Here is a 15,574-nt window from a genome sequence, read left to right on the forward strand (position 1 = left end):
TCGATGAAGTGCGTGACAGCGGCATGTCGCTCGACAGTCTGCAGCAGGACGTGCAGTCTATTGTCAGCGTGCTGGATGTCATCCGTTCGATTGCCGAGCAAACCAACTTGCTGGCCTTGAACGCTGCTATCGAGGCGGCTCGGGCTGGTGAGGCGGGTCGTGGTTTTGCGGTCGTGGCCGACGAAGTTCGTGCCCTGGCAAGCCGTACTCAGCAAAGTACCCAGGAGATCCAGGGAATGATCGATCGCCTGCAACAGGGTACGCAAAAGGCGGTTGAGTCGATGCGTCGCTCTGGTGCGGCAGGTGAAAGTACGACTGTCCAGGCCAGTCAGGCAGGCGCCTCACTCGATACCATCAGCCAGCTGATCGGTACGATTAATGCCATGAACGCCCAGATAGCCAGTGCAGCCGAAGAGCAGACGGCGGTCTCCGAGGAAATCAACCGTAGCGTCCACGAGATTGCTGGTGCGGTTGAAACCATGACGGCAGGGGCTGAGCAGAGTGCGACCACTACCCAGGGGCTAGTCTCGCTAGGGGATCGCCTCCACGGCCTGGTCAAGCAGTTCCGCGTTTAAATCGACATTCCTGAGGGCTCTGGCTGAGCCCTCAGGAACAAGTGCGTGGTATCCAGTGTTCTAACCAAAAGCGACGCTCGTTGCTCTTGAATGGACTTTGGAACCCTGATGAAAAGCACGCGACTTGAAAATAGAACATTTATCTTTCTTCTGATTATTGTCTCGATCGCATTTGCCTGGATTCTGTTGCCCTATTACGGCGCGGTTTTTTGGGGAGCGATCCTGGCGATTATTTTCGCCCCTATGCAGCGCTGGTTTCTCAGGCGCTACAACAATCGTAAAAACCTTGCCGCGCTGAGCAGCTTGGGTGTTTGTTTACTCATCGTGATTCTGCCGGTCACAGCGATTAGTATTTCTCTTGTTCAGGAAGGCAGTGCGCTGTATCAGCGAATCAACAGCGGCCAGCTGAATTTCGGCGAATATTTTCAGCACATGTGGCAGGCACTACCGAACGGTATCAAAAGTGTACTGCACCGATTCGATATCACTGACCCAGAAAGTATTCGCGAGCGCCTGACGCAAAGCGTTGCCCAAGGTAGTCAGGCATTGGCAAGCAGGGCCTTGTTGGTAGGGCAGGGGACGTTTCAGTTAGTCATCAGCTTTGGCATCATGCTGTACCTGCTGTTTTTCCTGCTTCGAGACGGGCAATACCTCGTAGGGCTGATCCGCAAAGCCATTCCCTTGAGCGAGATTCACAAGCGCAGCCTGCTACGCAAGTTCACGGCCGTTATCCGGGCCACTGTCAAAGGCAACATTATCGTGGCCGTTGTTCAGGGTGCGTTGGGTGGATTTATCCTGGGAGTACTCGGTGTTGAGGCTGCTGTTCTCTGGGGCGTAATAATGGCGTTCCTGTCGTTGTTGCCGGCAGTAGGCGCTGGGCTGATCTGGGGGCCGGTTGCGGTTTACTTCCTGCTGACAGGCTCGATATGGCAAGGGGTTGTATTGATTCTGTTCGGCGTTATCGTCATCGGCCTGGTAGATAACATTCTGCGTCCTATCTTGGTAGGCAAGGACACCAAGCTACCCGACTACGTGGTACTGATTTCCACACTAGGCGGAATGGCACTGTTTGGTCTCAACGGGTTCGTCATTGGCCCATTGGTGGCGGCGCTCTTCATGTCGGTATGGGACCTCTTCATGCACCGTGAAGAGGAATAAAAAGTTCAGGCAATAAAAAAGCCCCATCACTGGGGCTTTTTTATGAGAGGCCCTTACAGGCCTGTATGTTGAAGCACTTGCAACAAGGGCTGCGGGTAAACACCCAACAGCAGCGTCAGGGCTGCAATGGCGATAAGCATGATACCGCCGGCACGCTCACCCCAGTTCATGGGGGCATCGTGACGGCTCAGACCTGGTTGTACCAGATACATCGTTACCATGACACGCAGGTAATAGAACAGGCCGATGGCGCTACCAATAACGACCGCCGCGGTCTGCCACCACAGATGGGACTCGACACCCACCGTAATAATATAGAACTTGCCGATAAAGCCCGCCGTCAGCGGAATACCTGCAAGCGACAGCATCATCACTGTTAGAACGGCGGTCAGATACGGGCGTCTCCAGAACAGTCCGCGGTACTCAAACAGCGCATCGGCATCGCGTGTGCCATTGCTTGGGCTGGACATGAGCACGATCACGCCAAAGGCTCCCAGGCTGGTAACGACATAAGTCGCCAAGTACACCCCAATCGCCTCTACCGCAATACCATTGCTGGCAGCGAGGGCTACGAGCAGGTATCCAAAGTGTGAGATGGAAGAGTAGCCCAGCAGACGCTTGAGGTTGCTCTGCATCAGGGCCAAGAGGTTGCCGACCAGAATGGAGATGATGGCGATGAAAGCGATCAGGTTATGCAGCCATGTATCGTTCAGCGCAGCGGGCATGGTCTGGAACAGACGAACTACGACAGCGAAAACGGCAACCTTGCTCGCAGTAGCCAGGTAAGCGCCCACCGGTGCCGGTGCGCCTTCATAGACATCTGGCGTCCACAAATGGAAGGGTACCAGCGACAGTTTGAAGCCCAGACCTACGATCATCATGCCGATACCGAGTTCCAGCAGCAGGCCGGCCGAGGCTTGCTGAGTCAGCTGCGCACCGATTCCGCTAAAGCTCAGGGTGCCGGACTGTGCATATAGCAGGGCCATGCCAAACAGCAGAATGGCCGAGCCGGCAGCAGATAGCACCAGATACTTCATGCCAGCCTCAAGGGAGCGGCGATTGAAGTAGGAATAGGCCACTAGGCCATACACCGGTACGGACAGCAGCTCAAGGCCAATGAACAGCGAAGCCAGGTGCTGCGAGCTTACCAATACGATACCGCCCGTACAGGACAGTAAAAGCAGTAGGTAAAGCTCTTCACGGTTGCTGGAGTATCCCTCCATGTAAGCATGCGACAGCGTCATGCATGCCAACGTGGTAATCAGGATCAGTGCGGTATAGAAGTAGGTGTAGCCATCCATGCGCATGAGGCTGGTGACGTCGATATCGACGACCCGCATCGAGTACACAATGGACAGCAGGGCCAGGTTCAATCCGATTACCGACAGTGTCGGAATCACGGTGTGGTTGCGCCGCCAGGCTATCGCCAGCATCACCACGACGGCGGTCAGACCGGTGATGAGGAGCGGCAGAAGTGCGATGAGATGTTCCGTTGTAAAGGTCATGGCGCTACTACCGGGCAGAAACAATGGAAGAGAAAGCTGTACCCAGCCACTGGTGTACACCACTCATGCTGGCTGCCGACGTATCCAGAATGGGCTGCGGATAAACACCCAGGAGGATCAGCAGACCGACCAGAAGCAGTACCATGGACAGCTCGCGTGCATTGAGCCCCGGCAATTCCCCTTCAGACTTCGCAGGACCGAAGTACGCACGGTGGATCATGATCAATGAGTACACCGAAGCCGCAACCAGACCGAATGTAGCTATCACAACGGTCAGCGGCACCATCGGGAACGCACCCATTAGAATCAGGAACTCGCCTACGAAGTTACCGGTACCCGGCAGGCCCAGCGACGCCGAAGCGAAGAACAGGCTGAGGGCCGGCAGGTAGGGGAGGCGACCCCAGAGTCCACCCATCTCACGCATGTCGCGTGTATGCAGGCGCTCATAGAGCTGACCGCACAGGATGAACAAGCCTGCTGCCGAAAGACCATGGGCAATCATCTGTACCACGACACCCTGCAGTGCATGCTGGCTGCCCGAGTAGATACCGATCAACACGAAGCCCATGTGCGAAACGCTGGAATAGGCCACAAGACGCTTGATGTCAGTCTGTGCGAAGGACAGGAACGCACCGTAGAAGATTCCGATGATCCCGAGCCACATCGCAATGGGTGCAAACTCGGCCGAAGCGTTGGGGAACAGCGGTACGGCAAAGCGGAGAAGGCCGTAAGCAGCTGTTTTCAACAGAATACCGGCAAGGTCTACGGAGCCGGCTGTCGGTGCCTGCGCGTGTGCATCGGGGAGCCAGGAGTGAACCGGCACGGCAGGCAGCTTCACGGCAAAGGCAATGAAGAAGCCCAGCATCAGCAGGTATTCAGTCGTTGGATCCATCTGCGTTTTCAGCAGGTCTTCATATTCAAAGGTCAGCACACCAGTTGCGCTGTAGTGCACCAGCACTAGGGCCACGATGGCCACCAGCATGATCAGGCCGCTGGCCTGGGTGAAAATGAAGAACTTGGTAGCAGCGGTAATGCGGCTCTTCTTGCCGTCGGCGGAGCTATGACCCCAGAGTGCGATGAGGAAATACATCGGCACCAGCATCATCTCCCAGAAGAAGAAGAACAGGAACAGGTCGACAGCCAGGAACACACCAACCACACCACCTAGAATCCATAGCAGGTTCAGATGGAAGAAGCCAACGTGCTTCTGGATCTCGCGCCAAGAGCAGACAACAGCCAAAAGACCTAACAGACCAGTCAGCAACACCATAAGCAGCGATAGGCCGTCCATGGCGAAGTGCAGGCTGATACCAAAGCGTTCAATCCAGGGATACTGGAATTCAACGGTCCAGTTCTGCTCGCTACCCGGAGCGGGGGCCAAGCTGAAGTCACCGTGCCACCAGACCCATAGGCCAAGCACCAGCTCCAATAGCATGGTTAATAAAGCAATCCAGCGTGGCAGGAGATTGCCGGAGCGATCTCCCAGCCAGCACAGCAGACCGCCTATGAAGGGGATCAGGATTAGCCAAGGCAGAATCATGACGGGCTCAATTCCTTTCGTAGATTCAAGTCAGGCCAGAAGCAGTGCGGCCAGAAGCAGCACTGCACCACCCACGATGGAGGCAGCATACCAACGCAGGCGGCCGTTCTCTGTAAGGCTCAGCGTGAGGTTACCGGCACGCGCGAGGATCGGGACAATCAGGATCGCCTTGTCGATCGGATCGCTACGCAGCAGTCGGGTAATCGCCAGGTAAGGCTTCACGAAGATCCAGTTGTAGAGCCAGTCGAAGCCCCAGGCGTGATACCACCAAGTACCAAAGAATCGACCCGGAGCACTCTTGGCAAGTGCACTGACAAAGCGACGCTTGCCCAGGAAGAGCAGGGCCGCCAACAGGATGCCGGCCAATGCAATGGCGCCTGAGGCAATTTCCAGACTGTGCTTGGCTTCGCCACCTGCATGGCCAGCCGACTGAGGCAGTACACCCGCCAGCGGTGGTGTGATCCAGGCGCCGATAAAGGTGGACAATACGATCAGTACGATTAGTGGCAAGTGATGTGCGATCCCATGACCACCATGGGCCTCAGTCTTGGCTTCACCGTGGAACACGATAAAGATCAGGCGGAAGGTGTAGATCGAGGTCAGGAAGGCACCTACTAGGCCTGCAATCAGCAGATTCTGATGGCCACTGGCAAAGGCTTCCCAGAGGATCTCGTCTTTTGAGTAGAAGCCAGCCGTAATCAGCGGTAGCGCTGCCAGCGCTGAGCCACCAACTAGGAAGCTTGCATAGGCCAGCGGAATTTTTTTCCACAGACCGCCCATCTTGAAGATGTTCTGCTCGTGATGGCAGGCCAGGATGACCGAGCCGGATGCAAGGAACAGAAGCGCCTTGAAGAACGCATGGGTCATCAGGTGGAAGATCGCACCGCTCCAGGCGCCTACACCCAGGGCTAGGAACATGTAGCCGATCTGGCTCATGGTGGAGTAAGCAAGGATACGCTTGATGTCGGTCTGTACCAGTGCTGCAAAGCCTGCCAGAACCAGCGTAACCGCACCCACGATACCCACTAGATGCAAAATCGAAGGCGTCAGCTCGAACAATCCATGACAACGGGCGATCAGGTATACGCCGGCAGTCACCATGGTCGCTGCGTGGATCAGCGCCGATACTGGGGTCGGGCCTGCCATCGCATCGGCCAGCCAGGTTTGCAAAGGCAGCTGGGCAGATTTACCTACCGCACCACCCAGCAGCATCAGCGTAGCCAGCATCAGCAGTGGATCGTTCATCGTGAACACATCTGGCGCACGAGCCAGCAGTTCCTGGATATCCAGCGTGCCCAGTGTCATGAACAGGATGAACAGACCGAAGGCCATGAACACGTCACCCACGCGGGTCACGATAAAGGCCTTGAGTGCTGCATTACCGTTGGCACGCTCGCTGTAGTAGAACCCGATCAGCAGGTAACTGCACAGGCCTACACCTTCCCAACCAAAGTAGAGGAAGAGCAGGTTATCGCCCAGTACCAGGAACAACATGCTTGCCACGAACAGGTTGGTATAGGCAAAAAAGCGTGCATAGCCTGCTTCACCGCGCATGTACCAGGAGGCAAACAGGTGAATCAGAAAGCCTACACCGGTGACCACACACAGCATGGTTACCGAGAGACCATCCAGGTACAACGCGATGTTGGGTGCAAAGCCATCAACGGTCATCCAGTTCCACAGCACCTGGGTGACAGCGCCGGAAGGCGGCGGGCTGGACAGGAACTGCCAGCTAACCCAGGCGGCTGTAAGCGCAGATAGCCCGATCGAGCCTACTCCAATCAGGGCAGACAGGTTTTCGGACCAGCGGCTACGGGAAAATGCCAGCAGCACAAACCCGATAAGGGGAAAGACGAAGGTAAGAGGTAACAGGTTCATCCGCGCATCTCGCTGGCAGCATCGACATCGAGGGTTTGGAAACGGCGATACAGTTGCAGCAGGATCGCCAGGCCAATACTCGCCTCGGCAGCAGCAAGGCTCAGTACCAGAATGAACATCACCTGACCATCCGGTTGCCCCCAACGGCTGCCACCGACCACAAAAGCCAGGGCGGAAGCATTCATCATGATTTCCAGACTCATCAATATGAACAGGATGTTGCGCCGTACCATCAGGCCAACCAGACCCAGGGCGAACAACGCGCCGGCAAGTGCCAGACCATGTTCCAGAGGTATCGCATTCATAGGTCCATTCCTTAACGGGTTACTCGCCGACGCCTTTGACGTCTTGTTGCCGGCCTAGGTGATAGGCCGCAACCAGCGCAGCCAGGAGCAGCATCGACGCCAGTTCGACCGCTAGCAGATAGGGGCCGAACAGGCTGATACCAACCGCTTTTGCATCAACCATGGTATGACCGATGCTTGCACCGCCGGGCATTCTGCCCAGCACCAGCAGCAACTCGACCAGCAACGCGATGGAAAGAATCGAAGGGCCAACCCAGATGCCAGGCGTTAACCACTTGCGTTCCTGCTCAACCACGGCAGGGCCGAGGTTGAGCATCATCACAACGAATACGAACAGCACCATGATGGCGCCAGCGTATACGATGACCTCAAGCGCACCGGCGAATGGAGCGCCAAGGCTGAAGAAGGTCATCGAGACCGCTAGCAGCGAGATGATGAGGTAGAGCAGGGCATGTACCGGATTACGGTTGGTAATCACCCTGAACGTGGCCAGTACGGCGACACCGGCAGCGAAATAGAAAGCAAATTCCATCTTTCCGTCCTTACGGCAGCAGGCTCTTGACGTTGATTGGCTCGGCCTCGTTCTTCGCAGCACCCTTGGGTTTGCCCGCAATGGACATACCGGCGACGCGATAGAAGTTGTAGTCCGGGTACTTGCCGGGTCCGGAGATGAGCAGATGCTCCTTCTCGTACACCAGGTTCTGACGCTCGTACTCGCACATCTCGAAGTCCGGTGTCAGCTGGATAGCGGTGGTAGGACAAGCCTCTTCACACATGCCGCAGAAAATGCAGCGGGAGAAGTTGATACGGAAGAACTCCGGATACCAGCGACCGTCTTCTGCTTCGGTTTTCTGCAGGGAAATACAGCCTACCGGGCACGCTACCGCACACAGGTTGCACGCCACGCAGCGCTCCTGCCCATCGGGATCACGGGTCAGGACAATCCGGCCTCGATAACGAGGCGGCAGATAAACCGGCTCCTCGGGGTACTGCAGGGTGTCGCGCTTTCTAAAAGCATGGGAAAAGATCATCAGCACGCTTCGTAGCTGAGTCCATGTGCCATGCACGACATTGACTATTTCTTTGAACATGGCGGCTCTCCTCAGTGAACCACGGCCGGGGTGGCGTTATACAAAACCACCGCACCGGTAACGAGCAGATTGATCAGGGTCAGCGGCAGACACACCTTCCAGCTGAACGCCATCACTTGGTCATAGCGCGGACGTGGGATAGACGCACGCAGCAAAATGAACAGCATGATGAAGAACGCAGTCTTCAGGGCGAACCAGATGAAGGGTGGCAACAGCGGACCATGCCAGCCACCAAAGAACAGCGTGACGAGCAGGGCAGACACCAGCACGATGCCAATGTATTCGCCTACGAAGAACATGCCCCACTTCATGCCGGCATATTCAACGTGGTAACCATCTGCCAGCTCCTGCTCTGCCTCCGGCTGGTCAAAGGGGTGGCGGTGAGTCACCGCAACGCCTGCGATCAGGAAGGTACAAAAGCCGAAAAACTGAGGGATGATGAACCACAAGCCCTGATGCTGCGCTTCAACGATATCTCGCATGTTGAAAGAGCCGGTCACCGCGACGACGCCCATGAGCGAAAGCCCCATGAACACCTCGTAGGAGACGGTTTGGGCTGAAGCGCGCATGCTACCCAGCAAGGCGAACTTATTGTTGCTCGACCAGCCTGCGAACAGCACTGCATAGACTGCAAGGCCAGCCATCGCAAAGAAGAACAGAAGACCAATGTTCAGGTCCGCCACACCCCAGGTAGGTGTGATCGGTACCACGGCAAACGCGATCAGCAAGGCGCTCATCGCAATGACGGGTGCCAGCATGAACGTCATCTTGTCCGCGAACGGTGGCGTCCAGTCTTCCTTGAAGAACATCTTGATCATGTCGGCGCCCAGCTGGAAGGCACCGAAAGGACCGACACGGTTTGGCCCGTGACGATCCTGCCACAGGCCAAGCAGACGGCGCTCGACCCAGCTAAGCAGCGCGCCGCAGATAACGACGGCCAACAGGATCACGATGGCCTTCACGACGGCCAGGATAATGGCGATGACGGAAGGGGTTAACCAACTCATTGCGCAGCCTCCTGGACGCGATCGATGGTAAGACCCGCCAGGCGGGCTGGAATGCCTTCAAACCCCACCGGCAAGCCGATCAAGCCAGCAGCCAGACCAGGTTTGACCATCAGCGGCAGGCTCAGCGCCTGACCAGCAACCGTAACGCTGACCTTGGCACCAGGATTGACGCCCAGACGGTCTGCATCAGCTTTTGCAAGCGCGACGTAAACTTCGGGGATACGCTCCTGGAAAGTCTCCGAGCGAGCCGAGGTCTCTTCGCTGCCGAACAAATGATGGATCGGTACGGCTTTCCACTGGTTCGCCTGAGCGGAATAGGCTGCCGGAATGGCGTTGAACCAGCTCAGGCGATCGCCAGAAGACTCGATCAGACGAATACCAGGATCGCCCGCACGCAGATGTCCACCTACCTCGTCCTGGAACTTGTTCCAGGCTTGCGGCGAGTTCCAGCCAGGAGACCAGGCAAATGCGATCTGCTGACGGGGTTCGGCGCTGCCGTAATAGCCTTCCATGGAGAAGGCGAAGGCAGAGTCTATATCCTGTGGCGTACGCGGCTCGTGAACGCTGATATTGGCACGCATTGCAGTACGACCGCTGTAACGGTGAGGCTCACGGGAAAGCTTCTGGCCCTTGATACGGAAGGACGCGCTGGGCGCTGCATCCCGAATGCCAGCCAGGCTCGGATGACTTGCTGCGCAGGCTTCAGTAACCTGGTCCAGCTGCGTCCAGTCCACGGCCTTGCCCTGCAAGGTGCTGTGCAGTGCATGTAGCCAACGCCAGCCTTCACGAATCAGGCTACTCGGATCGTAATAAGTAGGCTCGTACACCTGGAAGAAACGCTGGGCACGGCCCTCCTGGCTTACCAGGGTGCCATCACCTTCCGCAAAGCTTGCGGCTGGCAGGATCAGGTCGGCACGCTCTGCCGTAGCTGTACGCTGATGGTCCAGTACGATCAACGTTTTGGCTGCCTTGAGCGCTTCTTCTACGCGTGCAGAGTCGGCGCGACGGAACAGGTCGTTTTCCAGCACGACCAGCGCGTCGGCTTTACCCGCTGTCAGCGCGTCGAATGCATCATCTACCGACTCGCCGCCAAAAATGGCCAGGCCCATGCTGTTGGCTTCGGGAACGACAAGGCTCAGCGAGCCGTTCTTTTCCTTCAGCGCCAGTGCCTTGGCAATGTTGGCAGCAGCCTCGATCAGCGCGCGTGATCCCAGTGAAGTACCCGAGATAATGAGCGGACGCTTGGCATTGAGCAGGGTGTCGGCCACCAACTTGACCTGCTGCGCTACTTCATCGCTCAGGCCTTCTACTGCCGGAGCGGAAGCGTCGAGAGCGTTGGCCAGTGCAAAGCCGAAGCGAGCCAGATCTTCCGGCGCACCGTGGATAGTCTGCGCAGCGATGTCATCCAGACGTGTCTCAGCCAGGCTGGCCAGAAACACGGGGTTTTTGCTGGATTGCCCAATGGTCTGGACAGCCGCCTTGTGCCATTCAGGAATACGAGCTGCCGCTGCAATATCAGTTGCCTTGCCTTTGGCTGCCTGACGGACGGCCAAGGCGACACGGGCCGCGGTCTGGGTCAGGTCTTCGCCTAGGACCACTACAGCGTCATGGTGCTCGATGTCGCGGATGGTGGGTACAGGAAGAGGGCTGTTACGCAAGACATCCAGTACAAGGCGGACATGTTCAAGCTCATGCTTGGCCATGCCGCTGTAATAGTTTTCTGTACCTACCAGTTCACGTAGTGCATAGTTGCTTTCCAGGCTGGCACGGGGAGAGCCGATACCGATTACCCTACGCCCACGCAATAGCTCGGCAGCCTTATCCAGTGCAGCGTCTACCCCTGCGTTGAGCGAGCCGTTACGCAGCAGCGCCTGGCGAGGGCGATCCTTGCGGTTCACATAGCCATACCCGAAGCGGCCACGGTCGCACAGGAAATAATGGTTAACCGAGCCGTTGTAACGGTTCTCGATACGACGAAGCTCGCCATAGCGCTCACCGGGGCTGATGTTGCAACCAGACGAGCAGCCATGACAGATGCTTGGTGCAAACTGCATGTCCCACTTGCGGTTGTAGCGCTCGGAGTGGGTCTTGTCGGTAAAGACGCCGGTTGGGCAGACTTCGGTCAGGTTTCCGGAAAACTCGCTTTCCAGTGTGCCTTCCTCAACGCGGCCGAAATACACATTGTCATGGGCGCCATAAACGCCCAGATCAGTGCCGCCTGCGTAATCCTTGTAATAGCGCACGCAGCGGTAGCAGGCGATACAGCGGTTCATCTCATGGGAAATGAACGGGCCCAGGTCCTGGTTCTGGTGGGTGCGCTTGGTGAAGCGATAACGGCGCTTGTTATGACCTGTCATCACGGTCATGTCTTGCAAGTGGCAATGACCGCCTTCCTCACAAACCGGGCAGTCGTGCGGATGGTTGGTCATCAGCCATTCAATGACACTACTGCGAAAGTCTTTGGCTTCCTGGTCATCAATGGATATATAGGTCTTGTCCGTCGAAGGCGTCATGCAGGACATGACGAGGCGACCACGGGTGTCGTTCTCATCAGCAAACTGCTTGACCGCACACTGTCGGCAGGCACCGACGCTACCGAGCGCCGGGTGCCAGCAGAAATAGGGAATATCGAGACCGAGGGACAGGCAAGCCTCCAAGAGGTTGTCCGCACCGTCGACTTCGTACTCTTTGCCGTCTACGTGGATAGTGGCCATGGTTCTTCAGTCTTCGTTTGCCGGGGGACCTGGAAAGGCTTGAGCCTTTCCACAGCCTTACCGCGGCGTGGCTATTGGAATCACGGTGTCGCCGTCTTTACACATGCGTTCAGGCGGCGACAGTGGCCAGCTCAGCGAGCCGGCACACAAATCAAATGACTGTTTCTACAACGGAAGGCTGGGGCTCGCTGGGAGCCTTATTCACGCCCGCCTCGAATTCGCTGCGGAAATACTTGATTGCGCTGGCCAGTGGCTCGACCGCACCAGGGGCATGAGCACAGAACGTTTTGCCTGGGCCAAGGAAGGTGCATAGCTGCAGTAGCGTCTCGATATCGCCGCTTTGACCTTCGCCTTTTTCCAGCGCGCGCAAGAGCTTGACGCTCCATGGCAGACCGTCGCGGCAGGGCGTACACCAGCCACAGGACTCACGGGCAAAGAACTCTTCCATGTTGCGCAGCAGCGAAACCATATTAACGGTATGGTCTACCGCCATGGCGAGGCCGGTCCCCATACGGGTACCCACTTTGGCGATACCGCCAGCAAACATAGGTGCCGAAAGATGCTCCGGCAGCAGAAAGCCCGTGCCTGCACCACCTGGCTGCCAGGCCTTCAGGGTATAGCCTTCGCGCATACCACCAGCATAGTCTTCGAATAGCTCTTGAGCGGGTATGCCAAACGGCAACTCCCACACCCCGGGATTCTTGACCTTGCCGGAGAAGCCCATGAGTTTTGTACCCATGTCTTCGCTTCCCTCGCGCGCCAATGATTTGTACCAATCGACGCCATTGGCGACGATGGCTGGCACGTTGCACAGGGTTTCGACATTATTTACGCAAGTCGGCTTGCCCCAGACGCCAACAGCAGCAGGGAAAGGCGGTTTGGAACGTGGGTTGGCCCGGCGGCCTTCAAGCGAATTGATCAGGGCGGTTTCTTCACCGCAGATGTAGCGGCCTGCACCGGTGTGAACAAACAGCTCGAAGTCAAAGCCACTGCCAAAGATGTTTTTGCCAAGGTAGCCAGCGGCCTTGGCTTCCTCGATGGCGCGATTCAGGTTGCGTGCGGCATCGACATACTCACCACGAAGAAAGATATAGCCGCGGTAGGCCTTCAAGGCCCGTGCGCTGATGATCATGCCTTCTACCAGGAGGTGCGGCAGCTGCTCCATGAGCAGGCGGTCCTTCCAGGTGTTAGGTTCCATTTCGTCAGCGTTGCACAGCAGATAACGAATGTTCAGACTTTCATCAGCAGGCATCAGGCCCCATTTGACGCCAGTCGGGAAACCCGCACCACCGCGGCCCTTGAGGCCCGAGTCCTTGACAGTCTGAACGATATCCGTAGATGCCATGTCAGCCAGCGCCTTGCGCGCAGCGCTATAGCCGTCTTTGGACGTGTATTCCTCAAGCCAGACCGGCGCGGCATCGTCACGCAGACGCCAGGTAAGCGGGTGAGTTTCAGGTGTACGAGCGATTTTGTTCGCAGGACCCACGGAGGTAAGCGTCATACATAACCCTCCAGCAATTTGGCGACACCGGACGGCTGGATATTGCCGTAAGTGTCCTCATCGATCATCAGGGCAGGGGCTTTGTCGCAGTTGCCAAGGCAGCATGTCGGGAGCAGGGTAAAGCGACCATCAGCGGTCGTCTGGCCCAGGCCGATACCTAATTGCTCCTGGATTTGTCCCAGTACGGATTCATGGCCGCCGATATAGCAGACCATGCTGTCGCAGACGCGGATAATATGACGGCCGACGGGCTGACGAAAAATCTGGCTATAGAAGGTAGCTACGCCTTCCACATCGCTTGCAGGAATGCCGAGGATTTCACCGATGGCATAGATAGCGCCATCCGGGACCCAGCCACGTTCCGTTTGAACGATTTTCAGTGCTTCGATAGATGCCGCACGGGCATCTTCGTAGTGATGCATTTCATGTTCGATGGCAGAGCGTTCGGTTTCACTCAGCTCGAAACGATCAGTTTGAATCAGTGTACTCATGATCAGCGGTCCACATCGGCCATGACGAAATCGATACTGCCCAGGTAGGCGATCAGGTCCGCCACCATGCTGCCTCGGATCACCGAGGGGATCTGTTGCAGATGCGGGAAGCTGGGCGTACGAATGCGAGTCCGGTAGCTCATGGTGCTGCCATCGCTCGTCAGGTAATAACTGTTCAACCCTTTGGTCGCCTCGATTATCTGCATGGATTCATTGGCCGGCATGACCGGTCCCCAGGAAACTTGCAGGAAGTGAGTGATCAGGGTCTCGATGTGTTGCAGCGTGCGCTCTTTAGGTGGCGGCGTCGTCAGCGGATGGTCTGCCTTGAAGGGGCCTTCAGGCATGTTCTTCAGACACTGATCGATAATACGCAGGCTCTGACGCATCTCTTCGATACGGACCAGGCAACGATCATAGGCATCGCCGTTGTGCGCGATAGGCACTTCGAATTCGAAGTTCTGATAACCCGAATAAGGCCGTGCCTTGCGCATGTCGAAGTTCAGGCCGGTGGCTCTCAAATTCGGGCCGGTTACGCCCCAACGCAACGCTTCTTCAGTGTTGTAATGGGCTACACCTACGGTACGACCTTTTAGGATGCTGTTCCGAATGGCTGATTTTTCGTATTCATCCAGACGCTTGGGTAGCCAGTCAACGAACTCCTTGACCAGCTTGTCCCATCCTCGAGGCAGGTCATGGGCCACACCGCCAATACGGAACCATGCTGGGTGCATCCGGAAGCCGGTAATGGCTTCTACCACCTTGTAGGCGCGCTGACGATCCGTAAAGGCGAAGAAGACCGGTGTCATGGCGCCCACGTCCTGAATATAGGTACCCAGGAACAGGAGATGACTCATGATGCGGAAGTATTCACACATCATGATTCGAATCACCTCAACCCGTGCAGGGACTGTAATTCCGGCAAGCTTTTCAACGGCCAGTACGTAGGGGAGGTTGTTCATGACACCGCCCAGGTAGTCAACCCGGTCGGTATAAGGAATGTAACTGTGCCAGGATTGACGTTCGCCAGTTTTCTCGGCTGCGCGGTGGTGATAGCCGATCTCGGGAACGCAGTCGACAATCTCTTCGCCGTCCAGCTGAAGAATGATACGGAAGGCACCGTGGGCGGACGGGTGGTTCGGACCCAGGTTCAGGAACATGAAGTCAGACGTGTCGCTCTGCTGCTTCATGCCCCATTCTTCAGGCTTGAAGCGCAGGGTTTCCTGCTCCAGATCCTGCTTCGCCGCGTTCAGGGCGTAGGGGTCGAATTCCGTCGCGCGGGCTGGATAGTCCTTGCGCAGCGGGTGGCCTTGCCAGCTGTCAGGCATCAGCATCCGCTTGAGCAGGGGATGGCCGTCGAACCGGATGCCGAACATGTCCCAGACTTCACGCTCGTACCAGTTAGCGTTCGGCCAGATATCAGTCACGGTGGGCAAGGTCAGGTCGTTCATCGACAGCGCGACCTTGATCATCACATCGCTATTCCGCTCGATGGACATCAACTGATAGAACACAGTGAAGTCGGCCGGCGGCAGGCCGCGGCGCTGGGTACGCAGCCGTTCATCCATGCCGTGCAGGTCGTACAGCATGACGTACGGACGCGGCAGGTTACGCAGGTAGGTCAGTACTTCTTTAAGCTTTTCACGGGGCACCCACACTACGGGCATGCCCGTACGAGTAGTTTGAACAGTTAGCGCATCCGCGCTAAAGCGTGCCTTGAGTTCACCCACCACGCCTTCATCTTGGGCAGCGTGCAGGGGTGCGGACAGAACAGTGTCTGCAGTCATGATTATCCGTCGCTATCGGTCAACG

At 56.9% G+C, this 15,574-nt stretch carries 12 protein-coding genes and 1 pseudogene; 2 read left to right on the top strand and 11 right to left on the bottom strand.

Annotation, left to right across the window (positions count from 1 at the left end):
• Window positions 1-59: 59 nt before the first annotated feature.
• Together JQR86_RS07210 and JQR86_RS07215 are read left to right on the top strand one after the other, a co-directional pair.
• Window positions 60-575: pseudogene (locus JQR86_RS07210) on the top strand (methyl-accepting chemotaxis protein); the annotation flags it as partial.
• 108 nt (window positions 576-683) lie between these two features.
• Window positions 684-1,733, top strand: coding sequence for an AI-2E family transporter (locus tag JQR86_RS07215; protein WP_010794915.1), 1,050 nt, complete (start codon window positions 684-686; stop codon window positions 1,731-1,733).
• A 53-nt stretch (window positions 1,734-1,786) separates the two neighbouring features.
• Here the strand turns inward: JQR86_RS07215 and nuoN are convergent, their stop codons facing one another.
• From nuoN to nuoC, 11 genes are all read right to left on the bottom strand, one after another.
• On the bottom strand, window positions 1,787-3,238 hold the full coding sequence (nuoN, locus tag JQR86_RS07220; protein ID WP_010794914.1) for an NADH-quinone oxidoreductase subunit NuoN: 1,452 nt from the start codon (window positions 3,236-3,238) through the stop codon (window positions 1,787-1,789).
• 7 nt (window positions 3,239-3,245) lie between these two features.
• The gene (nuoM, locus tag JQR86_RS07225) at window positions 3,246-4,778 is read right to left on the bottom strand and encodes an NADH-quinone oxidoreductase subunit M (RefSeq protein WP_010794913.1); all 1,533 of its coding nucleotides are present in this window, start codon (window positions 4,776-4,778) and stop codon (window positions 3,246-3,248) included.
• 30 nt (window positions 4,779-4,808) lie between these two features.
• Complete coding sequence (nuoL, locus tag JQR86_RS07230) at window positions 4,809-6,656, bottom strand: NADH-quinone oxidoreductase subunit L (protein ID WP_312510209.1); 1,848 nt, start codon at window positions 6,654-6,656, stop codon at window positions 4,809-4,811.
• Complete coding sequence (gene nuoK, locus JQR86_RS07235) at window positions 6,653-6,961, bottom strand: NADH-quinone oxidoreductase subunit NuoK (RefSeq protein WP_010794911.1); 309 nt, start codon at window positions 6,959-6,961, stop codon at window positions 6,653-6,655. Before nuoK ends, nuoL begins: the two co-directional genes overlap by 4 nt.
• Before the next feature lie 19 nt (window positions 6,962-6,980).
• Window positions 6,981-7,493 (bottom strand): NADH-quinone oxidoreductase subunit J, encoded by a 513-nt coding sequence (nuoJ, locus tag JQR86_RS07240; RefSeq protein ID WP_407361974.1) that lies wholly within the window; start codon window positions 7,491-7,493, stop codon window positions 6,981-6,983.
• 10 nt (window positions 7,494-7,503) lie between these two features.
• Entirely contained in the window at window positions 7,504-8,052 is a 549-nt protein-coding gene (gene nuoI, locus JQR86_RS07245; RefSeq protein WP_010794909.1) for an NADH-quinone oxidoreductase subunit NuoI, read from the bottom strand.
• Between the two features lie 11 nt (window positions 8,053-8,063).
• A complete protein-coding gene (gene nuoH / locus JQR86_RS07250) occupies window positions 8,064-9,059 on the bottom strand; it encodes an NADH-quinone oxidoreductase subunit NuoH (protein ID WP_010794908.1) in 996 nt (331 codons plus the stop codon).
• A complete protein-coding gene (gene nuoG, locus JQR86_RS07255) occupies window positions 9,056-11,773 on the bottom strand; it encodes an NADH-quinone oxidoreductase subunit NuoG (RefSeq protein ID WP_407361973.1) in 2,718 nt (905 codons plus the stop codon). Before nuoG ends, nuoH begins: the two co-directional genes overlap by 4 nt.
• 151 nt (window positions 11,774-11,924) lie before the next feature.
• Window positions 11,925-13,274: an NADH-quinone oxidoreductase subunit NuoF gene (gene nuoF, locus JQR86_RS07260; RefSeq protein WP_219652342.1), complete on the bottom strand. Its 1,350-nt coding sequence runs from the start codon at window positions 13,272-13,274 to the stop codon at window positions 11,925-11,927.
• Entirely contained in the window at window positions 13,271-13,771 is a 501-nt protein-coding gene (gene nuoE, locus JQR86_RS07265) for an NADH-quinone oxidoreductase subunit NuoE (protein ID WP_173869050.1), read from the bottom strand. Before nuoE ends, nuoF begins: the two co-directional genes overlap by 4 nt.
• Window positions 13,768-15,549 carry an NADH-quinone oxidoreductase subunit C/D gene (nuoC, locus tag JQR86_RS07270; protein WP_010794904.1) on the bottom strand — a complete coding sequence of 594 codons (1,782 nt, stop codon included), beginning with the start codon at window positions 15,547-15,549 and terminating at the stop codon, window positions 13,768-13,770. Before nuoC ends, nuoE begins: the two co-directional genes overlap by 4 nt.
• Window positions 15,550-15,574 lie beyond the last annotated feature (25 nt).

The organism is Pseudomonas sp. JZ134 (genome assembly GCF_051027695.1).
Classification (GTDB): Bacteria; Pseudomonadota; Gammaproteobacteria; order Pseudomonadales; family Pseudomonadaceae; genus Chryseomonas; species Chryseomonas luteola.

Bases quoted from the DNA above. Each gene is read 5' to 3' on its own strand.
- JQR86_RS07215 (WP_010794915.1), top strand. From the start codon at position 684: ATGAAAAGCACGCGACTTGAAAATAGAACATTTATCTTTCTTCTGATT.
- nuoN (WP_010794914.1), bottom strand. From the start codon at position 3,238: ATGACCTTTACAACGGAACATCTCATCGCACTTCTGCCGCTCCTCATC.
- nuoM (WP_010794913.1), bottom strand. From the start codon at position 4,778: ATGATTCTGCCTTGGCTAATCCTGATCCCCTTCATAGGCGGTCTGCTG.
- nuoL (WP_312510209.1), bottom strand. From the start codon at position 6,656: ATGAACCTGTTACCTCTTACCTTCGTCTTTCCCCTTATCGGGTTTGTG.
- nuoK (WP_010794911.1), bottom strand. From the start codon at position 6,961: ATGAATGCGATACCTCTGGAACATGGTCTGGCACTTGCCGGCGCGTTG.
- nuoJ (WP_407361974.1), bottom strand. From the start codon at position 7,493: ATGGAATTTGCTTTCTATTTCGCTGCCGGTGTCGCCGTACTGGCCACG.
- nuoI (WP_010794909.1), bottom strand. From the start codon at position 8,052: ATGTTCAAAGAAATAGTCAATGTCGTGCATGGCACATGGACTCAGCTA.
- nuoH (WP_010794908.1), bottom strand. From the start codon at position 9,059: ATGAGTTGGTTAACCCCTTCCGTCATCGCCATTATCCTGGCCGTCGTG.
- nuoG (WP_407361973.1), bottom strand. From the start codon at position 11,773: ATGGCCACTATCCACGTAGACGGCAAAGAGTACGAAGTCGACGGTGCG.
- nuoF (WP_219652342.1), bottom strand. From the start codon at position 13,274: ATGACGCTTACCTCCGTGGGTCCTGCGAACAAAATCGCTCGTACACCT.
- nuoC (WP_010794904.1), bottom strand. From the start codon at position 15,549: ATGACTGCAGACACTGTTCTGTCCGCACCCCTGCACGCTGCCCAAGAT.